General features: G+C 68.3%; 27 protein-coding genes. All 27 read right to left on the bottom strand.

Annotation, left to right across the window (positions count from 1 at the left end; translation table 11 throughout):
* A partial coding sequence (gene rpsM / locus VFZ20_RS17855; RefSeq protein WP_329685280.1) for a 30S ribosomal protein S13 occupies positions 1-263 on the bottom strand: 263 nt, incomplete at its 3' end.
* Between the two features lie 28 nt (positions 264-291).
* A complete protein-coding gene (gene rpmJ, locus VFZ20_RS17860; protein WP_329685281.1) occupies positions 292-408 on the bottom strand; it encodes a 50S ribosomal protein L36 in 117 nt (38 codons plus the stop codon).
* A 334-nt stretch (positions 409-742) separates the two neighbouring features.
* Positions 743-1492, bottom strand: coding sequence for a type I methionyl aminopeptidase (map, locus tag VFZ20_RS17865; RefSeq protein WP_329685282.1), 750 nt, complete (start codon positions 1490-1492; stop codon positions 743-745).
* Positions 1489-2118 carry an adenylate kinase gene (locus tag VFZ20_RS17870; protein ID WP_329685283.1) on the bottom strand — a complete coding sequence of 210 codons (630 nt, stop codon included), beginning with the start codon at positions 2116-2118 and terminating at the stop codon, positions 1489-1491. The genes map and VFZ20_RS17870 overlap by 4 nt, the downstream gene beginning before the upstream one ends.
* 154 nt (positions 2119-2272) lie before the next feature.
* Entirely contained in the window at positions 2273-3598 is a 1326-nt protein-coding gene (secY, locus tag VFZ20_RS17875; RefSeq protein WP_329685284.1) for a preprotein translocase subunit SecY, read from the bottom strand.
* A 2-nt stretch (positions 3599-3600) separates the two neighbouring features.
* Positions 3601-4062 carry a 50S ribosomal protein L15 gene (gene rplO, locus VFZ20_RS17880; RefSeq protein ID WP_329685285.1) on the bottom strand — a complete coding sequence of 154 codons (462 nt, stop codon included), beginning with the start codon at positions 4060-4062 and terminating at the stop codon, positions 3601-3603.
* Positions 4055-4252 (bottom strand): 50S ribosomal protein L30, encoded by a 198-nt coding sequence (gene rpmD, locus VFZ20_RS17885; protein ID WP_329685286.1) that lies wholly within the window; start codon positions 4250-4252, stop codon positions 4055-4057. Before rpmD ends, rplO begins: the two co-directional genes overlap by 8 nt.
* A complete protein-coding gene (gene rpsE / locus VFZ20_RS17890) occupies positions 4245-4955 on the bottom strand; it encodes a 30S ribosomal protein S5 (protein ID WP_349264103.1) in 711 nt (236 codons plus the stop codon). The genes rpmD and rpsE overlap by 8 nt, the downstream gene beginning before the upstream one ends.
* Before the next feature lie 12 nt (positions 4956-4967).
* Complete coding sequence (gene rplR / locus VFZ20_RS17895) at positions 4968-5345, bottom strand: 50S ribosomal protein L18 (protein ID WP_329685287.1); 378 nt, start codon at positions 5343-5345, stop codon at positions 4968-4970.
* Between the two features lie 50 nt (positions 5346-5395).
* Complete coding sequence (rplF, locus tag VFZ20_RS17900) at positions 5396-5935, bottom strand: 50S ribosomal protein L6 (RefSeq protein WP_329685288.1); 540 nt, start codon at positions 5933-5935, stop codon at positions 5396-5398.
* A gap of 16 nt (positions 5936-5951) precedes the next feature.
* A complete protein-coding gene (gene rpsH, locus VFZ20_RS17905; protein ID WP_329685289.1) occupies positions 5952-6344 on the bottom strand; it encodes a 30S ribosomal protein S8 in 393 nt (130 codons plus the stop codon).
* Between the two features lie 137 nt (positions 6345-6481).
* Positions 6482-6667 (bottom strand): type Z 30S ribosomal protein S14, encoded by a 186-nt coding sequence (locus tag VFZ20_RS17910; RefSeq protein WP_329685290.1) that lies wholly within the window; start codon positions 6665-6667, stop codon positions 6482-6484.
* A 131-nt stretch (positions 6668-6798) separates the two neighbouring features.
* Positions 6799-7404 carry a 50S ribosomal protein L5 gene (gene rplE, locus VFZ20_RS17915; RefSeq protein WP_329685291.1) on the bottom strand — a complete coding sequence of 202 codons (606 nt, stop codon included), beginning with the start codon at positions 7402-7404 and terminating at the stop codon, positions 6799-6801.
* Between the two features lie 138 nt (positions 7405-7542).
* On the bottom strand, positions 7543-7869 hold the full coding sequence (rplX, locus tag VFZ20_RS17920; protein WP_349264104.1) for a 50S ribosomal protein L24: 327 nt from the start codon (positions 7867-7869) through the stop codon (positions 7543-7545).
* Positions 7869-8237, bottom strand: coding sequence for a 50S ribosomal protein L14 (rplN, locus tag VFZ20_RS17925; protein WP_329685292.1), 369 nt, complete (start codon positions 8235-8237; stop codon positions 7869-7871). The genes rplX and rplN overlap by 1 nt, the downstream gene beginning before the upstream one ends.
* 19 nt (positions 8238-8256) lie before the next feature.
* Positions 8257-8544, bottom strand: a complete 288-nt coding sequence (gene rpsQ / locus VFZ20_RS17930) for a 30S ribosomal protein S17 (RefSeq protein WP_329685293.1) — start codon at positions 8542-8544, stop codon at positions 8257-8259.
* Entirely contained in the window at positions 8544-8756 is a 213-nt protein-coding gene (rpmC, locus tag VFZ20_RS17935) for a 50S ribosomal protein L29 (protein ID WP_414682947.1), read from the bottom strand. The genes rpsQ and rpmC overlap by 1 nt, the downstream gene beginning before the upstream one ends.
* Positions 8753-9196 (bottom strand): 50S ribosomal protein L16, encoded by a 444-nt coding sequence (rplP, locus tag VFZ20_RS17940; protein WP_329685294.1) that lies wholly within the window; start codon positions 9194-9196, stop codon positions 8753-8755. Before rplP ends, rpmC begins: the two co-directional genes overlap by 4 nt.
* A 12-nt stretch (positions 9197-9208) precedes the next feature.
* Entirely contained in the window at positions 9209-9871 is a 663-nt protein-coding gene (gene rpsC, locus VFZ20_RS17945; protein WP_329685295.1) for a 30S ribosomal protein S3, read from the bottom strand.
* 3 nt (positions 9872-9874) lie between these two features.
* A complete protein-coding gene (gene rplV, locus VFZ20_RS17950) occupies positions 9875-10234 on the bottom strand; it encodes a 50S ribosomal protein L22 (protein ID WP_329685296.1) in 360 nt (119 codons plus the stop codon).
* A gap of 22 nt (positions 10235-10256) precedes the next feature.
* Positions 10257-10544 (bottom strand): 30S ribosomal protein S19, encoded by a 288-nt coding sequence (gene rpsS / locus VFZ20_RS17955; protein WP_329685297.1) that lies wholly within the window; start codon positions 10542-10544, stop codon positions 10257-10259.
* 185 nt (positions 10545-10729) lie between these two features.
* On the bottom strand, positions 10730-11575 hold the full coding sequence (gene rplB, locus VFZ20_RS17960; protein WP_329685298.1) for a 50S ribosomal protein L2: 846 nt from the start codon (positions 11573-11575) through the stop codon (positions 10730-10732).
* A gap of 1 nt (position 11576) precedes the next feature.
* A complete protein-coding gene (rplW, locus tag VFZ20_RS17965; protein WP_329685299.1) occupies positions 11577-11867 on the bottom strand; it encodes a 50S ribosomal protein L23 in 291 nt (96 codons plus the stop codon).
* Positions 11860-12501: a 50S ribosomal protein L4 gene (gene rplD / locus VFZ20_RS17970; protein WP_329685300.1), complete on the bottom strand. Its 642-nt coding sequence runs from the start codon at positions 12499-12501 to the stop codon at positions 11860-11862. Before rplD ends, rplW begins: the two co-directional genes overlap by 8 nt.
* A gap of 16 nt (positions 12502-12517) precedes the next feature.
* The gene (gene rplC, locus VFZ20_RS17975) at positions 12518-13135 is read right to left on the bottom strand and encodes a 50S ribosomal protein L3 (RefSeq protein WP_329685301.1); all 618 of its coding nucleotides are present in this window, start codon (positions 13133-13135) and stop codon (positions 12518-12520) included.
* A gap of 10 nt (positions 13136-13145) precedes the next feature.
* Positions 13146-13454, bottom strand: a complete 309-nt coding sequence (gene rpsJ, locus VFZ20_RS17980) for a 30S ribosomal protein S10 (protein WP_329685302.1) — start codon at positions 13452-13454, stop codon at positions 13146-13148.
* 103 nt (positions 13455-13557) lie between these two features.
* A partial coding sequence (locus VFZ20_RS17985; RefSeq protein WP_329685306.1) for a hypothetical protein occupies positions 13558-13662 on the bottom strand: 105 nt, incomplete at its 5' end.

A 13662-nucleotide genomic window follows, 5' to 3' on the forward strand; every position in this document is an offset into this window, starting at 1 on the left:
CGGTACGAGCCGATGTCCATCAGGCGCTTGATGTTGCGCGCGATCTCAGACCGCAGCACGCCCTCGACGCGAATGCTCCCGTCGATGATGCGGCGCAGCTTGTTGACGTCCTCGTCGTTGAGGGCGTGCACGCGCGTGTTCGGGTCGATGCCAGCCTCAGCCAGAAGCTTGCGCGACGTCGCGCGGCCGATCCCGAAGATGTAGGTAAGGCCGATCTCCACGCGCTTTTCACGCGGCAGGTCGACACCGGCGATACGAGCCATCCTGCTGTTCTCCTGTTGCCGTCTGCGGTTAGCCCTGGCGCTGCTTGTGGCGCGGGTTCTTCTTGCAGATGATGCGAATGACGCCCCGACGCTTGACCACCTTGCAGTGCTCGCAGATCGGCTTCACGCTCGCGCGGACCTTCATGTTCGCCTCGCTGTTCCCTGAATGAACGGAGCCTGGAAAAGTAAACAAACCTCAGCGATTCCGCAACCCCTGGGGCTTGCGGAAACCGCGAGAGTGCATTCGCGCGGGAACCCGGGGTCCCCGCTGCCGTTCGGCTCCGCCCGCGAGGCTCCGCCCCATCCGCGTCGTCAGCCGTTCTGCCTGGACTGCAACTGCAACTGCGGGGGACAGGTGATAGGGTACAGGGGACAGCACCAACGACATCGCCGTTGCGGGCCGTACCCTGTCACCTGTCCCCTGTAACCCGCAGTACCTTCTCTCCCGAACTTCGCCGGCGCGACGGAAACCGAATCGCCTAGATCGTCAGGATCCGCGGCCCGTCCGCCGTCACCGCCACCGTGTGCTCGAAGTGCGCGCTTACCCGGCGGTCCGCCGTCACCACCGTCCAGCGGTCCGGCAGCGTCCGCACGCCGGCCGAGCCCAGGTTGAACATGGGCTCTATGGCCAGCACCATCCCCTCCAGCAGCTTGAGGCCCTTGCCCCGCGTGCCGAAGTTGGGCACCTGCGGCTCCTCGTGCGGCTGGCGGCCCACGCCGTGGCCCACCAGCTCGCGCACCACGCCGTACTTCTCCGCGTCCGCCACCTCCTGGATGGCGGCGCCCACGTCGCCCAGGCGGTTGCCCGGGCGCGCCTGCTCGATTCCCCGCTGCAGCGCCACCTGCGTGCGCTCCAGCAGCTTCTCCACGTCCGGCGCGATCGGCGCGATCGGGATGGTCACCGCGGCGTCGGCGTAAAAGCCTTCCAGCTTCACCCCGCAGTCCACGCTGATCACGTCCCCCTCCTTGAGCACCCGCCGCGCGGACGGAATGCCGTGCACCACCTCGTGGTTCACGCTCGTGCACAGCGTCGCGGGAAAGCCGTACAGCCCCTTGAACGCCGGCTCGGCCCCATGGTGCGAGCGGATGAACGCCTCGGCCCAGCGGTCCAGGTCGGCCGTGCTCACGCCGGGCCGCACCTGCGCGGGGATCTCGCGGTACAGCGCCGCCAGGATGGCCCCCGCGCGGCCGATCGTGTCGATCTCCGCGGCAGACTTCAGGTGGATCACCGGCCCAGCAGCCCCAGGATCTCCGCCTGCACCTCGGGGATGGCACGGGTGCCGTCCACCGTGTGCACCGCCACGCCCGCCTGGCGGTAATGGTCCACCAGGGGCGCCGTGCTCTGCCGGTACACCTCCAGCCGGTGCCGCACCGTCTCCTCGCGGTCGTCGTCGCGCTGCACGCAGCGCGCGGCGATGTCCGACGGCGGCGGGTTGTGCGTGTGGTGGTAGACCACGCCCGTTACCGGGTCCGTCGTCCGCCCGCTCATGCGCTGCACGATGGCGTCGTCGTCCACGTCGATGTAGACCACGGCGCCAATCCGCCGGCCCAGCTCGCCCAGCAGGCCGTCCAGTGACTGCGCCTGCGCCACGTTGCGGGGATACCCGTCGAAGATGGCGCCGTTGGCGCCGTCGCCGGCCAGCCGCTCGCGCACCAGCCCCAGAACGATGTCGTCCGAGACCAGGTGTCCCGCGTCCATGATGGCCTTGGCCTTGAGCCCCAGCTCCGTGCCCTGCCGCACCGCGTCGCGCAGCATGTCGCCCGTGGCGATCTTGGGAACGCCCAGCGCGTCGGCGAGCAGGGCGCCCTGGGTACCCTTGCCGGCACCCGGGGCGCCAAGGAGAACGAGATCCATTCAGTCGATTCCGGTACGGGTCGGACTCACAAGGCCAGAACGATGTTTCGTGCGCAAGAAAAAAGAAGTGCCAAGTGCCAAGTTCCAAGTGCCTGGTGCCGAGTACGATCGCTCGTACTTGGCACTAGGCACTCGGCACTTGGACCTCCCGCCGTCAGATGTACCGCTGCTGACGCCCGCGGAACTTCACCCGGCCCTTCTTCATGAACCCGTCGTAGCGGCGAAGGAGCAGGTGCTGCTGCATCTGCTGCACCGTGTCCAGGGCCACGCCCACCGAGATGAGCAGGCCCGTGCCGCCAAGCACCCGGCTCAGGCCGCCCACGCCCGCCCACCCCAGCAGCGCCGAGGGGATCAGGGCAATGCCGGCCAGGAACAGCGCGCCGGGAAGCGAGATGCGCGTCATCACCCGGTCGATGTACTCGGCCGTGCGCGCGCCCGGCTTCACGCCCGGCACGAACGCGCCCTGCTTCTTCAGGTTCTCGGCGATGTCCACGGGGTTGTAGATGATCGCCGTGTAGAAGTACGTGAAGAACACGATCAGGACCGTGAACGTCAGGTAGTACGGCCACGTGTTCACCTGGAAGGTGTCCGCGATGGCCTTGAGCCACCCCGCGTCGCTGAACTGCCCCAGCGTCGCCGGCACGATCATGATGGACTGCGCAAAGATGATGGGCATGACGCCCGCCATGTTGATGCGCAGGGGGATGAAGCTCTTTTGCCCCTGACGGATGCGGCCCCGCCCCATCACCTTCTGCGGGATCTGCACGGGGATCTTGCGGGCGGCCATGGTCACCGCCACGGTCCCCGCGATCACCGCCGCCAGCACCACGGCCAGCAGCACCAGCGCCATGGGGTTCACCTGCCCCAGCCGCACCAGGTTCCCCGTCTCGTACAGCGCGGCGGGAAGCCCCTCGATGATGCCGAAGAAGATGAGCAGGCTCATCCCGTTGCCGATGCCCCGCTCCGTGATCTGCTCACCCAGCCACATGATGAACACGGCGCCCGTCACGAGCGTCAGGATCATCATCAGCCGGAACGCCAGCCCCGGGTTCTGCACCGCCCCCGGCACCTGAGTCTCGATGAACAGGGCAAAGCCGTACGCCTGGAACACCGACAGCACCACCGTGGCGTAGCGGGTCCACTGCGTGAGCTTCTTGCGGCCCTCCTCGCCCTCCTTCTGCATCTTCTCCACGGACGGCACCACCGCCGCCAGCAGCTGGAACATGATGCTGGCGGAGATATAGGGCATGATGCCCAGGGCAAAGATGGTTGCCCTGGACAACCCGCCGCCCACGAACATGTCGTAGATCCCGAAGGCGGTGCCCTGCAGCGTCCCCGCGTATTCGCGGAGCGCCGGCACGTCGATCCACGGCGCCGTGACGTGCGCGCCGATGCGGTAGATCAGCAGGCACAGGAGCGTGAAGAGGATCTTGGACTTCAGCTCCGGGATCCGCCACAGAGTCGCTACGGGATTCGCCATCGTCAGCCGCCGATCTCCTGGACGGTACCGCCCGCGGCCGCGATCTTGTCGCGCGCCGACTGGCTGAACTTGTGGGCCGAGACGTCCACCTTGCGGGTGATGTCACCGGTGCCCAGCACCTTCACGGGACGCCCCGCGTGCCCGATGAGGCCGCTCGCCTTGAGCGTCTCGGGGGTGATGGGGCCCTCGCCTTCCAGCTGCTCCAGCTGGTACAGGTTCACCACCTGGTACTCCGTCCGGTCCAGCGGGGTAAAGCCCCGCTTGGGGAGCCGGCGGTGCAGCGGCATCTGGCCGCCCTCATACGTGGGCTTGCCGCCGCCGGGGCCGTGGTGGCCCGCGCGCGCCTTGGAGCCCTTGTGGCCCTTGCCCGCCGTCTTGCCCGTGCCGCTGCCGGTGCCGCGGCCCAGGCGCTTGGTGTCGCGGTGCGACCCCTCGGGGCGGCGCAGGTTGCTCAGGTCAGCCATTGGTCTCCTGCCCTTCGGTCTCTTCCACCTTCACCATGTGGCGGACCTGAAAGATCATCCCCCGGATGGCCGGGTTGTCCTCCAGCTCCACGGAACGCTGGTGCTTGAGCCCCAGCGCCTGCAGCGTACGGCGGTGCTTCTCGGGCGCGCCGCTGTAGCTCTTGGTCTGCGTGATGCGGAGCTTAGGCATGGGCACCTCCCAGCGCCTCCACCGGCACCCCGCGCTCGCGGGCCAGCTGCTCGCGCGTGGTGAGGTTCGTGAGCGCGTCGATGGTGGCGTGCACCATGTTGAACGGGTTGTTGCTGCCCAGCGACTTGGTGAGGATGTCGTGGATGCCCACGCACTCCAGCACCGCGCGCACCGGGCCGCCCGCGATCACGCCCGTGCCGGGCGCCGCGGGACGCAGCAGCACGCGGCCGGCACCGTGCTCGCCCACGATGTCGTGGGGCACCGTGCCGTCGCGGACCGGGACCTTGACCATGGCGCGGCGCGCCGAGTCGATGGCCTTGCGCACGGCCTCGGACACCTCGTTGGCCTTGCCGGTGCCGATGCCCACCTTCCCCGCCTGGTCGCCCACGGCGACGAGCGCGGTAAAGCTGAACCGCCGGCCGCCCTTCACCACCTTGGCCACGCGGTTGATGTGCACCACGTTTTCCTTCAGGTCGCTCTCGCGGCCGCCCTGGCCGCCGCCGCCGCGCCCGTCGCGGCGCTCGCCGCCCCGGCCGCCGCGCCCGCCGCGGTCATCGCCGCCGCGCTCGCCGCCCTGACCGCCGCGGCCACCCTGGCCGCCGCCAAAGCCGCCGCGTCCACCGGGGCCGCCGCGGCCCTGGCCGCCAAAGCCGCCGCCGCGCCCGCGGCCGCCGCCGGCTCCACCGCCTCTGTTCTCAGCCATTCGTCGATCTCCTTAGAAGTCCAGGCCGCCCTCGCGGGCGCCCTCGGCGAAGGCCTTGACCCGGCCGTGGTACACGTAGCCGCCGCGGTCGAACACCACCTTGGTGACGCCCAGCTCGCGGGCCTTCTCGGCCAGCGCCTTGCCGGCGGCACGGCTGGCCTCGGTCTTGTTCATCTCGCCGCGCTTTTCGCGCAGCCCGGCGTCCAGCGTGCTCAGGCCCACCAGCGTGCGGCCCGACACGTCGTCCACCACCTGACCCTCCACGTGGTTGATGGAGCGGTGGACGACCAGACGCGGACGCTCGGAGGTGCCGTGCACCTTGGCGCGGACGCGGCGGTGGCGGCGCTCGCGGCGCTGCTCGCGCGTCTTGACCCGTCTTGAAGTAGCCATCGTATCCTCGAGTTGACTATGCGATGATCAGCCGTTGGGGAGGGGGCGGCTTACTTGCCGCCCGCCTTGCCCGCCTTGCGGCGGATCACCTCGCCCTGGTACTTCACGCCCTTGCCCTTGTACGGCTCGGGCGGGCGGAGGCTGCGGATCTCGGCCGCGACCTGACCCACGACCTCCTTGTTGGTGCCGGCCACCTCGACCACGGTGGGCGACACGGCGCGCAGGGTGATCCCCTCCGGCGCCTTGTACTCGATGGGGTGGCTGTACCCCAGCTGCAGCGTGAGACCGAACGGCTTGGTCTCGGCGCGGTAGCCCACGCCCACGATCTCCAGGATCTTGGTGAAGCCCGTGGTCACGCCCTCGACCATGTTGGCCACCAGCGTGCGGCTCAGGCCGTGCAGCGCCCGGTGGCGCGGCTCGTCCGTGGCGCGCTCCACCCGGATCTCGCCGTCCTCGCGGCGAATGATCACGTCGGGGTGCAGCGTGCGCATGAGCTCGCCCTTGGGACCCTTCACCCGCACCGTCTGGCCGTCCACCTGCACGTCCACGCCGGCGGGGACGGAGATCGGCCTTCTTCCGATTCGCGACATCTCTCGTCTCCTCCGGTTACCAGACGTAGGCGATGACTTCGCCGCCCACCTTGGCGCTGCGCGCCTCGCGGTCCGTCATCACGCCGCGCGACGTGCTCAGCAGGGCCATGCCCAGGCCGTTGCGCACGCGGGGAATCTCCTCCACGCCCACGTATTTGCGCAGGCCCGGCTTGCTCACCCGGCGAAGCTCGCGGATGACGGGCTTGTCCTGGTAGTACTTCAGGTACAGGCGCAGCACGCCGAAGCGGCCGTCGTCCAGCACCTTGAAGTCATGGATGTAGTAGTTGTCCTTCAGAAGGCGGGCGATCTCCTTCTTCAGGTTCGACACCGGCATGTCCACCCGCCGCTGACGCGCGCCCTGCGCGTTGCGGATGCGGGTGAGCATGTCGGCGATGGGATCCGTCATCATGCTCGTTGCTCCTTCAGTATCCGGACGGTCTGCCGGACTTGAGGGAAAGGGGTTGTCAAAGAACAGGTTCCAAGTGCCGAGTTCCAGGTGCCAGGTGGTTACCTGGCACTTGTCAACTGGGTACTTGGCCCTGGGTACTACCAGCTGGCCTTGCGCACGCCCGGGATCTCGCCGCGCAGCGCCTGCTCCCGGAAGCAAACCCGGCACAGGCCGAACTTGCGGAGCACCGCGCGCGGACGGCCGCAGCGGTTGCACCGGGTGTAGGCGCGCACGCCGAACTTGGGCTTGCGCTTGGTCTTTTCGATCAGGGCCTTGCGTGCCATGTCGCTCTACCTGAAGGGTCGTGGTCCGCGTCTGGACCGGTCAAAGTACCTAGGCCAAGTGCCTGGTGCCGGTGCCCAGCCAGTCCCGATTCTGGGCACCTGGCACTTGGGCACTAGGGACTTTCAGTTCCTTACGCCGCTTCCTGCTCGGCGCCGGCCAGCGCGCGCACGGGGGACTCGCCGCGGAACGGCATCCCCAGCTCGCGCAGCAGCGACAGCGCCTGGTCGTCCTGGTTGGTGCTCGACACGATGGTGATGTCCATGCCGTGGATCTGCTCCACCTTGTCGTAGTCGATCTCCGGGAAGATCAGCTGCTCCTTCACGCCCAGCGTGTAGTTGCCGCGCCCGTCGAACGAGCGGGTGTTCACGCCGCGAAAGTCGCGCACGCGCGGCAGCGCCACGTTGATCAGCCGGTCCAGAAACTCCCACATGCGGTCGCGGCGCAGCGTCACCGACGCGCCCACGGGCTGGTTCTCGCGCAGGCCGAAGTTGCTGATGGCCTTCTTGGCGCGGGTCACCACGGCCTTCTGACCCGTGATCTGCCCCAGCTCGCTCACCACGCCGTCCAGCAGCTTGGGGTTCTTGCTGGCCTGTCCCAGCCCCACGTTGATCACCACCTTTTCCAGGCGGGGAACCTGCATGGAGCTGCTGAAGCCGAACTCCTGCTGCAGCTTGGCGCGGACCGTCTCTTCGTAGTACGTCTGCAGGCGCGGCTTGGCGCCGTTCTCGTTGGCCATCGTTGGTCTCTCCGTTCCGTATCCCCGCGGCGTCCGGACGGACCCGGGGGGCGGTCACGCGTGAAAAAGAAAACAATCTAACACCCCATGCCCGGTTCTGGGAACCGGGCACGGGGTATCAGGGACTCGTAACCCGGCTCAGTGCCGGGGGATGACCTTGCCGGAGCGAACGCCCACGCGCTGCCGCGTGCCGTCCTCGCCCACCTGCGCGCGCACCCGGGTGGGCTCGCCCGTGGAGGGGTCGATCAGCATGACGTTGCTGGCGTGCACCGGCGCCTCGAACTCCACGATCCCGCCCTCGGGGTTGGTCTGCGAGGGCTTCATGTGGCGCTTGCGGCGGTTGATCCCCTCGATCACCACGCGGTTCTTCTCGGGCTCCACCCGCAGGACGGTGCCCTCCTGACCCTTGTGGTTGCCGCGGATGACCATCACCCGGTCGCCGCGGCGGATCTTCATCTTGCTCATCAGATCACCTCCGGGGCGAGCGAGACGATCTTCATGTAGCGCTTGTCGCGCAGCTCACGGGCCACCGGCCCGAAGATGCGGGTGGCGCGGGGCTCGCCGGCGTCGTTGATGATGACGGCCGCGTTCTCGTCGAACTTGATGTACGAGCCGTCCTTGCGGCGCACGTTGCGGGTGGTGCGGACCACCACCGCCTTGGCGACGTCGCCCTTCTTGACGGTTCCGTCGGGCAGCGCGTCCTTCACCGCCACGATGATCCGGTCGCCCACCGAGGCGTAGCGCCGCTTGGAACCGCCCAGCACGCGGATGACCAGCGCCTTCTTGGCGCCGGAGTTGTCCGCGATGCGAACGATGGATTCCTGCTGCAGCATGAGTCTGCTCTCCTGTTCCTCAGCGGGCCCGCTCGACGAGCTCCGAAACGCGCCAGCGCTTCAGCTTGCTCAGGGGCCGCGTCTCGGTGATGCGCACCACGTCGCCCACGTGGAACTCGTTGTTCTCGTCGTGCGCGTGGTACTTCTTGGTGCGCGTCACCTGCTTGCCGTACAGGGGGTGAGGGAAGCGGCGCTCCACCTTCACCACCACCGTCTTGTCCATCTTGTCGGACACCACGGTGCCCACGCGCGTCTTGCGGCTGGCGCGCTCCTGCGCCTCCGCGGCCTGGTTGTTCTCGGCGGCCATCAGCGGGTCCCCCCGTTCAGTTCACGCTCGCGCTGCACCGTCTTGAGGCGCGCGATGTCGCGGCGGATGTTGCGCAGCAGGATGGGATTTTCCAGCTGCTGCGTGGCCGAGCGAAAGCGCAGGCGAAAGCCCTCTTCGTTGAGCTGCTCGATGCGCTCGGCGATCTCCTGGTCCGTCATCTCGCGGATGTCGCTGCCCTTCATCGCCTTCATGCCTCACCTCCCTCGGCGGCGGGGGCCTCGTGCTTCTCGCGCACGACGAACTTGGTCTTCACGGGGAGCTTGGCCGCGGCCAGCTCCATGGCGCGCTTGGCGACTTCCGGCGCCACGCCCTCCAGCTCGAACATGATGCGGCCGGGCTTCACGACGGCCACCCACGCCTCGGGGTTGCCCTTGCCCTTGCCCATGCGGACCTCGAGGGGCTTCTTGGTGATGGACTTGTCCGGGAAGATCCGGATCCACACCTTGCCGCCACGCTTGATGTGGCGCGTCATGGCGATACGGGCGGCCTCGATGGTCCGGTTGGTGATCCACCCGGGCTCCAGGGCCTGCAGGCCGAAGTCGCCGAACGCCACGTAGTTGCCGCGCGTGGCCTTGCCACGCATGCGGCCCTTCATCTGCTTGCGGTACTTGACTCTCTTGGGAGCGAGCATGGTTCCGTCTCCTTACGCGTCGGTCGAGTAGGTCCGGCCGCGCCGGTTCTCGACGACCTCGCCCTTGAACACCCACACCTTCACGCCGATGGTGCCGTAGGTGGTACGGGCCGTGGACTGTGCGTAGTCGATGTCGGCGCGCAGCGTCTGGAGCGGAATCCGCCCCTCCTTGTAGCCTTCCGTGCGGGCGATCTCGGCGCCGTTCAGGCGGCCGGCCACCTGCACCTTGATGCCCTCGGCGCCGCTGCGCATGGCGTTCTGCACGGCGCGCTTCATGGCGCGGCGGAACGACACGCGCTGCACGAGCTGGTGCGCGATGCTGTCGGCGACGAGCTGCGCGTTCACCTCGGGGCGCTTCACTTCCTCGACGTTGATCGCCACCTCGTTGCCGGACGACAGGCGCGACAGCTCGTCACGGAGCTTGTCGACCTCGCTGCCGCCCTTGCCGATCACCACGCCCGGACGGGCGGTGTGCAGGGTGACGATCACCTTGCCGGGCTTGCGCTCGATCTCGATCTCGGCGATCGAGGCGTGGCCCAGGCGCTGGTTCAGGTACTTGCGGATGGTCTCGTCCTGGACCAGCAGCTCCGGGAAGTTGCGCTCGGCGTACCAGCGCGACTTCCAGGGGGCCACGATGCCCAGGCGAAAGCCTCTCGGATGCGTCTTCTGTCCCACGGTCTACTCCTTGTGGTCGGCGCGGTCGACGACGATGGTGACGTGGCTGGTGCGCTTGAGGATCGGCGTGGCGCGCCCCATGGCGCGCGGGCTGAACCGCTTGAGCGTACGGCCCTCGTCAACGTAGGCCTGCTTGACCACGAGGTCGTCCACGTCCACGAACGAACCCGTCTTCTCGGCCTTCTGCGTGGCGTTGGCCACGGCCGAGCGCAGGGTCTTCTCGATGGGCGTGGTAGCCGCCTTCTTCGAGAACTTGAGGATGGAGTAGGCCTCGTTCACGCTGCGGCCGCGGATCAGGTCCACGACCATCCGCATCTTGCGGGGGCTCATCCCCACGGAGCGGGCAATGGCGCGAGCTTCCATGATATCGGTTCCTTTCTCGCGCTTAGCGCGCCTTGGCGCGCTTGTCGACGAGCTTGCCACCGTGGCCCTTGAAGGTGCGCGTGGGGGCGAACTCGCCGAGCTTGTGCCCGACCATGTTCTCGGTGAGGTACACCGGGATGAACTTGTTTCCGTTGTGCACGGCCAGCGTGTGGCCGATGAACTCCGGCGTGATGGTCGAGGCGCGCGACCAGGTCTTCACGACCCGCTTCTCGTTGCGCTCGTTCATCTGCCGGACCTTCTTGAGGAGGCTTTCCTCTACGAAAGGCCCCTTCTTCAGACTCCTCGGCATCTCGGATGTCCTTCTTCGCTCTTAGTCCCGTTTCCCCCCGCCGCCGTGCGGGGGGCGGAGTCCGCGTACGGGAAGTTCCCGCAGTGGCGGACGCGCCTGGGGGTGAATGCGAAGTGCGTAGTTCCAAGTTCCAAGTGCCGAGCAGAAATCCTGCTTGGCACTCGGCACTTGGCACCTGGCACTCTTTACTTCGTCGCCCGGCCGCGCTTGCGGCCGCGGACGATGAGCTTGGTCGAGGCCTTCTTCGACTTGCGGGTCTTGATGCCCTCGCCCTTGCCCCAGGGCGACACCGGCGGACGGCCGCCGGACGTCTTGCCCTCACCGCCGCCCATCGGGTGGTCGACGGGGTTCATGGCCACGCCACGCACCTTGGGGCGCTTGCCCCGCCAGCGGTTGGCGCCGGCCTTGCCGATGCTCTGCTTCTCGTGGTCCACGTTGCCCACCTGGCCCACGGTGGCCATGCACTCGCGGCGCACCATGCGCACCTCGGAGCTGGGCATGCGCAGCGTCACGTGCTCGCCTTCCTTGGCCACCACCTGCACGCCGGCGCCGGCCGAGCGGGCCATCTGGCCGCCCTTGCCCGCCCGCAGCTCCACGTTGTGCACCGTGGTGCCCAGCGGGATCTCGGCCAGGGGAAGGGCGTTGCCCAGGCGGATGTCCGCCCCCGGACCCTGCTCGATGCGATCGCCCACCTTGATGCCCCGGGGGGCCAGGATGTAGCGGCGCTCGCCGTCCTCGTACACCACCAGCGCGATGTTGGCGGTGCGGTTGGGGTCGTACTCCACGCGCTCCACCTTGCCGGCGACGCCGGGCTTGTTGCGCTTGAAGTCGATGACCCGGTACAGCTTCTTGTGGCCGCCGCCGCGACGGCGGCTGGTCACGTGGCCGTGGTGGTTGCGGCCACCCGACCGCTCCTTGGCACCCTCGGTCAGCGTCTTCTCGGGGCGGCCCTTGTGGGTCACCTCGGCAAAGTCGCTGATGGACCGGAAGCGGGTGCCGGCCGTCATGGGCCGGAACTGCTTGGTCGGCATCTTACACCCCCTCGAAGATCTCGATGGAATCGCCCTCGGCGAGGGTGACCACGGCCTTCTTCCACGAAGCCTTGCGGCCCACCCAGCGGCCCATACGCTTTTCCTTGCCGGCGTAGCGCATGGTGCGGACGTCCTTCACCTTCACGTTGAACTGCTTCTCGATCGCGTGGGCGATCTCGATCTTGTTGGCGTCGTTGGCCACCACGAAGGTGTACGCGCCGTGCCGGTCCAGCTGCTCGTGGCTCTTCTCGGTCACGAGCGGGCGAACCAGGATCTGGCTGATGTTACGCATTCACCACCTCCTCGGCGGGCTGCGCGGCCGTGAGGGCCGAAGCCTCGATCACCACCTGGCGCGCCTTCATGACGTCGTAGGCCGAAGCCTGGCGGAACGGGAGCACCTCCACGTTGGGGAGGTTGCGGAAGGAGCGGAACACCGTCTCCTTGCTGCCGTCGGTGAGCACGAGCACGCGCTTGGCGTCGGCCACGCCCATCCTGCCCAGCAGGCCGACCGCGTCCTTGGTGCGCGGCGCGTCGAACGCCAGGCGCTCCACGACCACGATCTGCTCGTCGTTGGCCTTGCTGTTGAAGGCCGAGCGACGGGCCAGGGCCTTGACCTTGCGCGGCACGTCCTGGTGGTACGAGCGCGGGTGCGGGCCAAAGACGATGCCGCCGCCCCGCCAGTGCGGCGCGCGGATGCTGCCCTGGCGCGCGCGGCCCGTGCCCTTCTGCTTCCAGGCCTTGCGCTTGCCGCCCGACACCTCGGCGCGGGTCTTGGTGTCGGCGTTGCCCTGGCGCTGGTTGGCCAGGTACGCCTTGATCACCTGGTGCAGGACGGCGTCGTTGACGACACCGTCAAACAGCTCCTCGGGGAGCTGGAACGCCTCGCCGGGCTCGCCGGCGGCGTTGAAGTACTTTGCCGTAGCCATTTTCTTCGCGCTCCCCTTACTGCTTGGTGACGTACACGACGCCGTTTACCGGCCCCGGGACGGCGCCGCGCACGTACAGCAGGTTGCGCTCGGCATCGACCTTGGCCACCAGCAGGTTGCGCACGGTCTGCTGCGCGTCGCCCATGTGGCCCGGCATGCGCTTGCCCTTGATGACGCGCGACGGGTTGGTGCCCGCGCCGATGGAGCCGGGCGCGCGGTGAATGCGCGTGGCGCCGTGCGACGCGCGGCCGCCGCCGAACCCGTGACGCTTGACGACGCCCTGGAAGCCGCGGCCCTTGGTCACGCCCGTGACCTTGACCCGCGCGCCCCGCTCGAAGCCGTCCACGGTGACGTTCTCACCGACGGCCGGAGCCGCGTCGAAGCGGAACTCCTTGAGCACCCGGGGCGCCGCCTCCAGGCCCGCCTTGGCGGCGTGGCCCTTCTCGGCGCGGCTGGCGCGGCTGTCCTTCTGCGCGCCAAAGCCCAGCTGGACGGCCGCGTAGCCGTCCTTGTCCTCGGTGCGAACCTGAACGACGGGGCAGGGCCCCGCCTCGATGACGGTCACGGGCACGACGGCGCCGGACTCGTCGAAGATCTGGGTCATCCCCAGCTTGCGTCCGATGATTCCCGACATCTCGTCCTCCTCAGTCCACCTTGATCTCGACGTCCACGCCAGCCGGGAGATCCAGCTTGGTGAGCGCGTCGACGGTCTGCGGGCGAGAATCGAGAATGTCGATGACGCGCTTGTGCGTCTTCAGCTCGAACTGCTCGCGGCTCTTCTTGTCCACGTGCGGGGACCGCAGCACGGTCCACCGCTGAACCCGCGTGGGGAGGGGGATCGGGCCGCTGATGCGGGCGCCGGTCTTCTCCGCCGTGCGGACGATGTCGGCCGTGGTCTGATCGATCACCGCGTGATCGAACCCCTTCAGCCGAATGCGGATCTTGCCTGCCATATCTTCCTAGAGTCGGTTGACGGTTCCGTTACAGCTCGGGGTGCGGAAGCGCGGCATGCGGGGACATCGTGCCGATGTCCCCGCGCGCATCCCGCCAACCGGCTCAGTCCAGGATCTCGGTGACGACGCCGGCGCCCACGGTGCGGCCGCCCTCGCGGATGGCGAAGCGCAGCTCCTTCTCCATGGCGATGGGCGTGATCAGCTCCAC

The organism is Longimicrobium sp. (genome assembly GCF_036280135.1).
Lineage (GTDB): Bacteria > Gemmatimonadota > Gemmatimonadetes > Longimicrobiales > Longimicrobiaceae > Longimicrobium.

Coding starts and splice junctions, on each gene's coding strand:
- VFZ20_RS17870 (WP_329685283.1), bottom strand. CDS start 2,118: ATGGATCTCGTTCTCCTTGGCGCCCCGGGTGCCGGCAAGGGTACCCAG.
- rpsS (WP_329685297.1), bottom strand. CDS start 10,544: ATGCCGAGGAGTCTGAAGAAGGGGCCTTTCGTAGAGGAAAGCCTCCTC.
- rpsE (WP_349264103.1), bottom strand. CDS start 4,955: ATGGCTGAGAACAGAGGCGGTGGAGCCGGCGGCGGCCGCGGGCGCGGC.
- rplD (WP_329685300.1), bottom strand. CDS start 12,501: ATGGCTACGGCAAAGTACTTCAACGCCGCCGGCGAGCCCGGCGAGGCG.
- rplN (WP_329685292.1), bottom strand. CDS start 8,237: ATGCTGCAGCAGGAATCCATCGTTCGCATCGCGGACAACTCCGGCGCC.
- rplO (WP_329685285.1), bottom strand. CDS start 4,062: ATGGCTGACCTGAGCAACCTGCGCCGCCCCGAGGGGTCGCACCGCGAC.
- rplX (WP_349264104.1), bottom strand. CDS start 7,869: ATGAGCAAGATGAAGATCCGCCGCGGCGACCGGGTGATGGTCATCCGC.
- rplB (WP_329685298.1), bottom strand. CDS start 11,575: ATGCCGACCAAGCAGTTCCGGCCCATGACGGCCGGCACCCGCTTCCGG.
- rplP (WP_329685294.1), bottom strand. CDS start 9,196: ATGCTCGCTCCCAAGAGAGTCAAGTACCGCAAGCAGATGAAGGGCCGC.
- rplC (WP_329685301.1), bottom strand. CDS start 13,135: ATGTCGGGAATCATCGGACGCAAGCTGGGGATGACCCAGATCTTCGAC.
- rpmJ (WP_329685281.1), bottom strand. CDS start 408: ATGAAGGTCCGCGCGAGCGTGAAGCCGATCTGCGAGCACTGCAAGGTG.
- rplE (WP_329685291.1), bottom strand. CDS start 7,404: ATGGCCAACGAGAACGGCGCCAAGCCGCGCCTGCAGACGTACTACGAA.
- rpmD (WP_329685286.1), bottom strand. CDS start 4,252: ATGCCTAAGCTCCGCATCACGCAGACCAAGAGCTACAGCGGCGCGCCC.
- secY (WP_329685284.1), bottom strand. CDS start 3,598: ATGGCGAATCCCGTAGCGACTCTGTGGCGGATCCCGGAGCTGAAGTCC.
- rpsJ (WP_329685302.1), bottom strand. CDS start 13,454: ATGGCAGGCAAGATCCGCATTCGGCTGAAGGGGTTCGATCACGCGGTG.
- rpsQ (WP_329685293.1), bottom strand. CDS start 8,544: ATGGCCGCCGAGAACAACCAGGCCGCGGAGGCGCAGGAGCGCGCCAGC.
- VFZ20_RS17910 (WP_329685290.1), bottom strand. CDS start 6,667: ATGGCACGCAAGGCCCTGATCGAAAAGACCAAGCGCAAGCCCAAGTTC.
- rplR (WP_329685287.1), bottom strand. CDS start 5,345: ATGGCTACTTCAAGACGGGTCAAGACGCGCGAGCAGCGCCGCGAGCGC.
- rplV (WP_329685296.1), bottom strand. CDS start 10,234: ATGGAAGCTCGCGCCATTGCCCGCTCCGTGGGGATGAGCCCCCGCAAG.
- rplW (WP_329685299.1), bottom strand. CDS start 11,867: ATGCGTAACATCAGCCAGATCCTGGTTCGCCCGCTCGTGACCGAGAAG.
- rplF (WP_329685288.1), bottom strand. CDS start 5,935: ATGTCGCGAATCGGAAGAAGGCCGATCTCCGTCCCCGCCGGCGTGGAC.
- rpsH (WP_329685289.1), bottom strand. CDS start 6,344: ATGATGACGGATCCCATCGCCGACATGCTCACCCGCATCCGCAACGCG.
- rpmC (WP_414682947.1), bottom strand. CDS start 8,756: ATGAAGGCGATGAAGGGCAGCGACATCCGCGAGATGACGGACCAGGAG.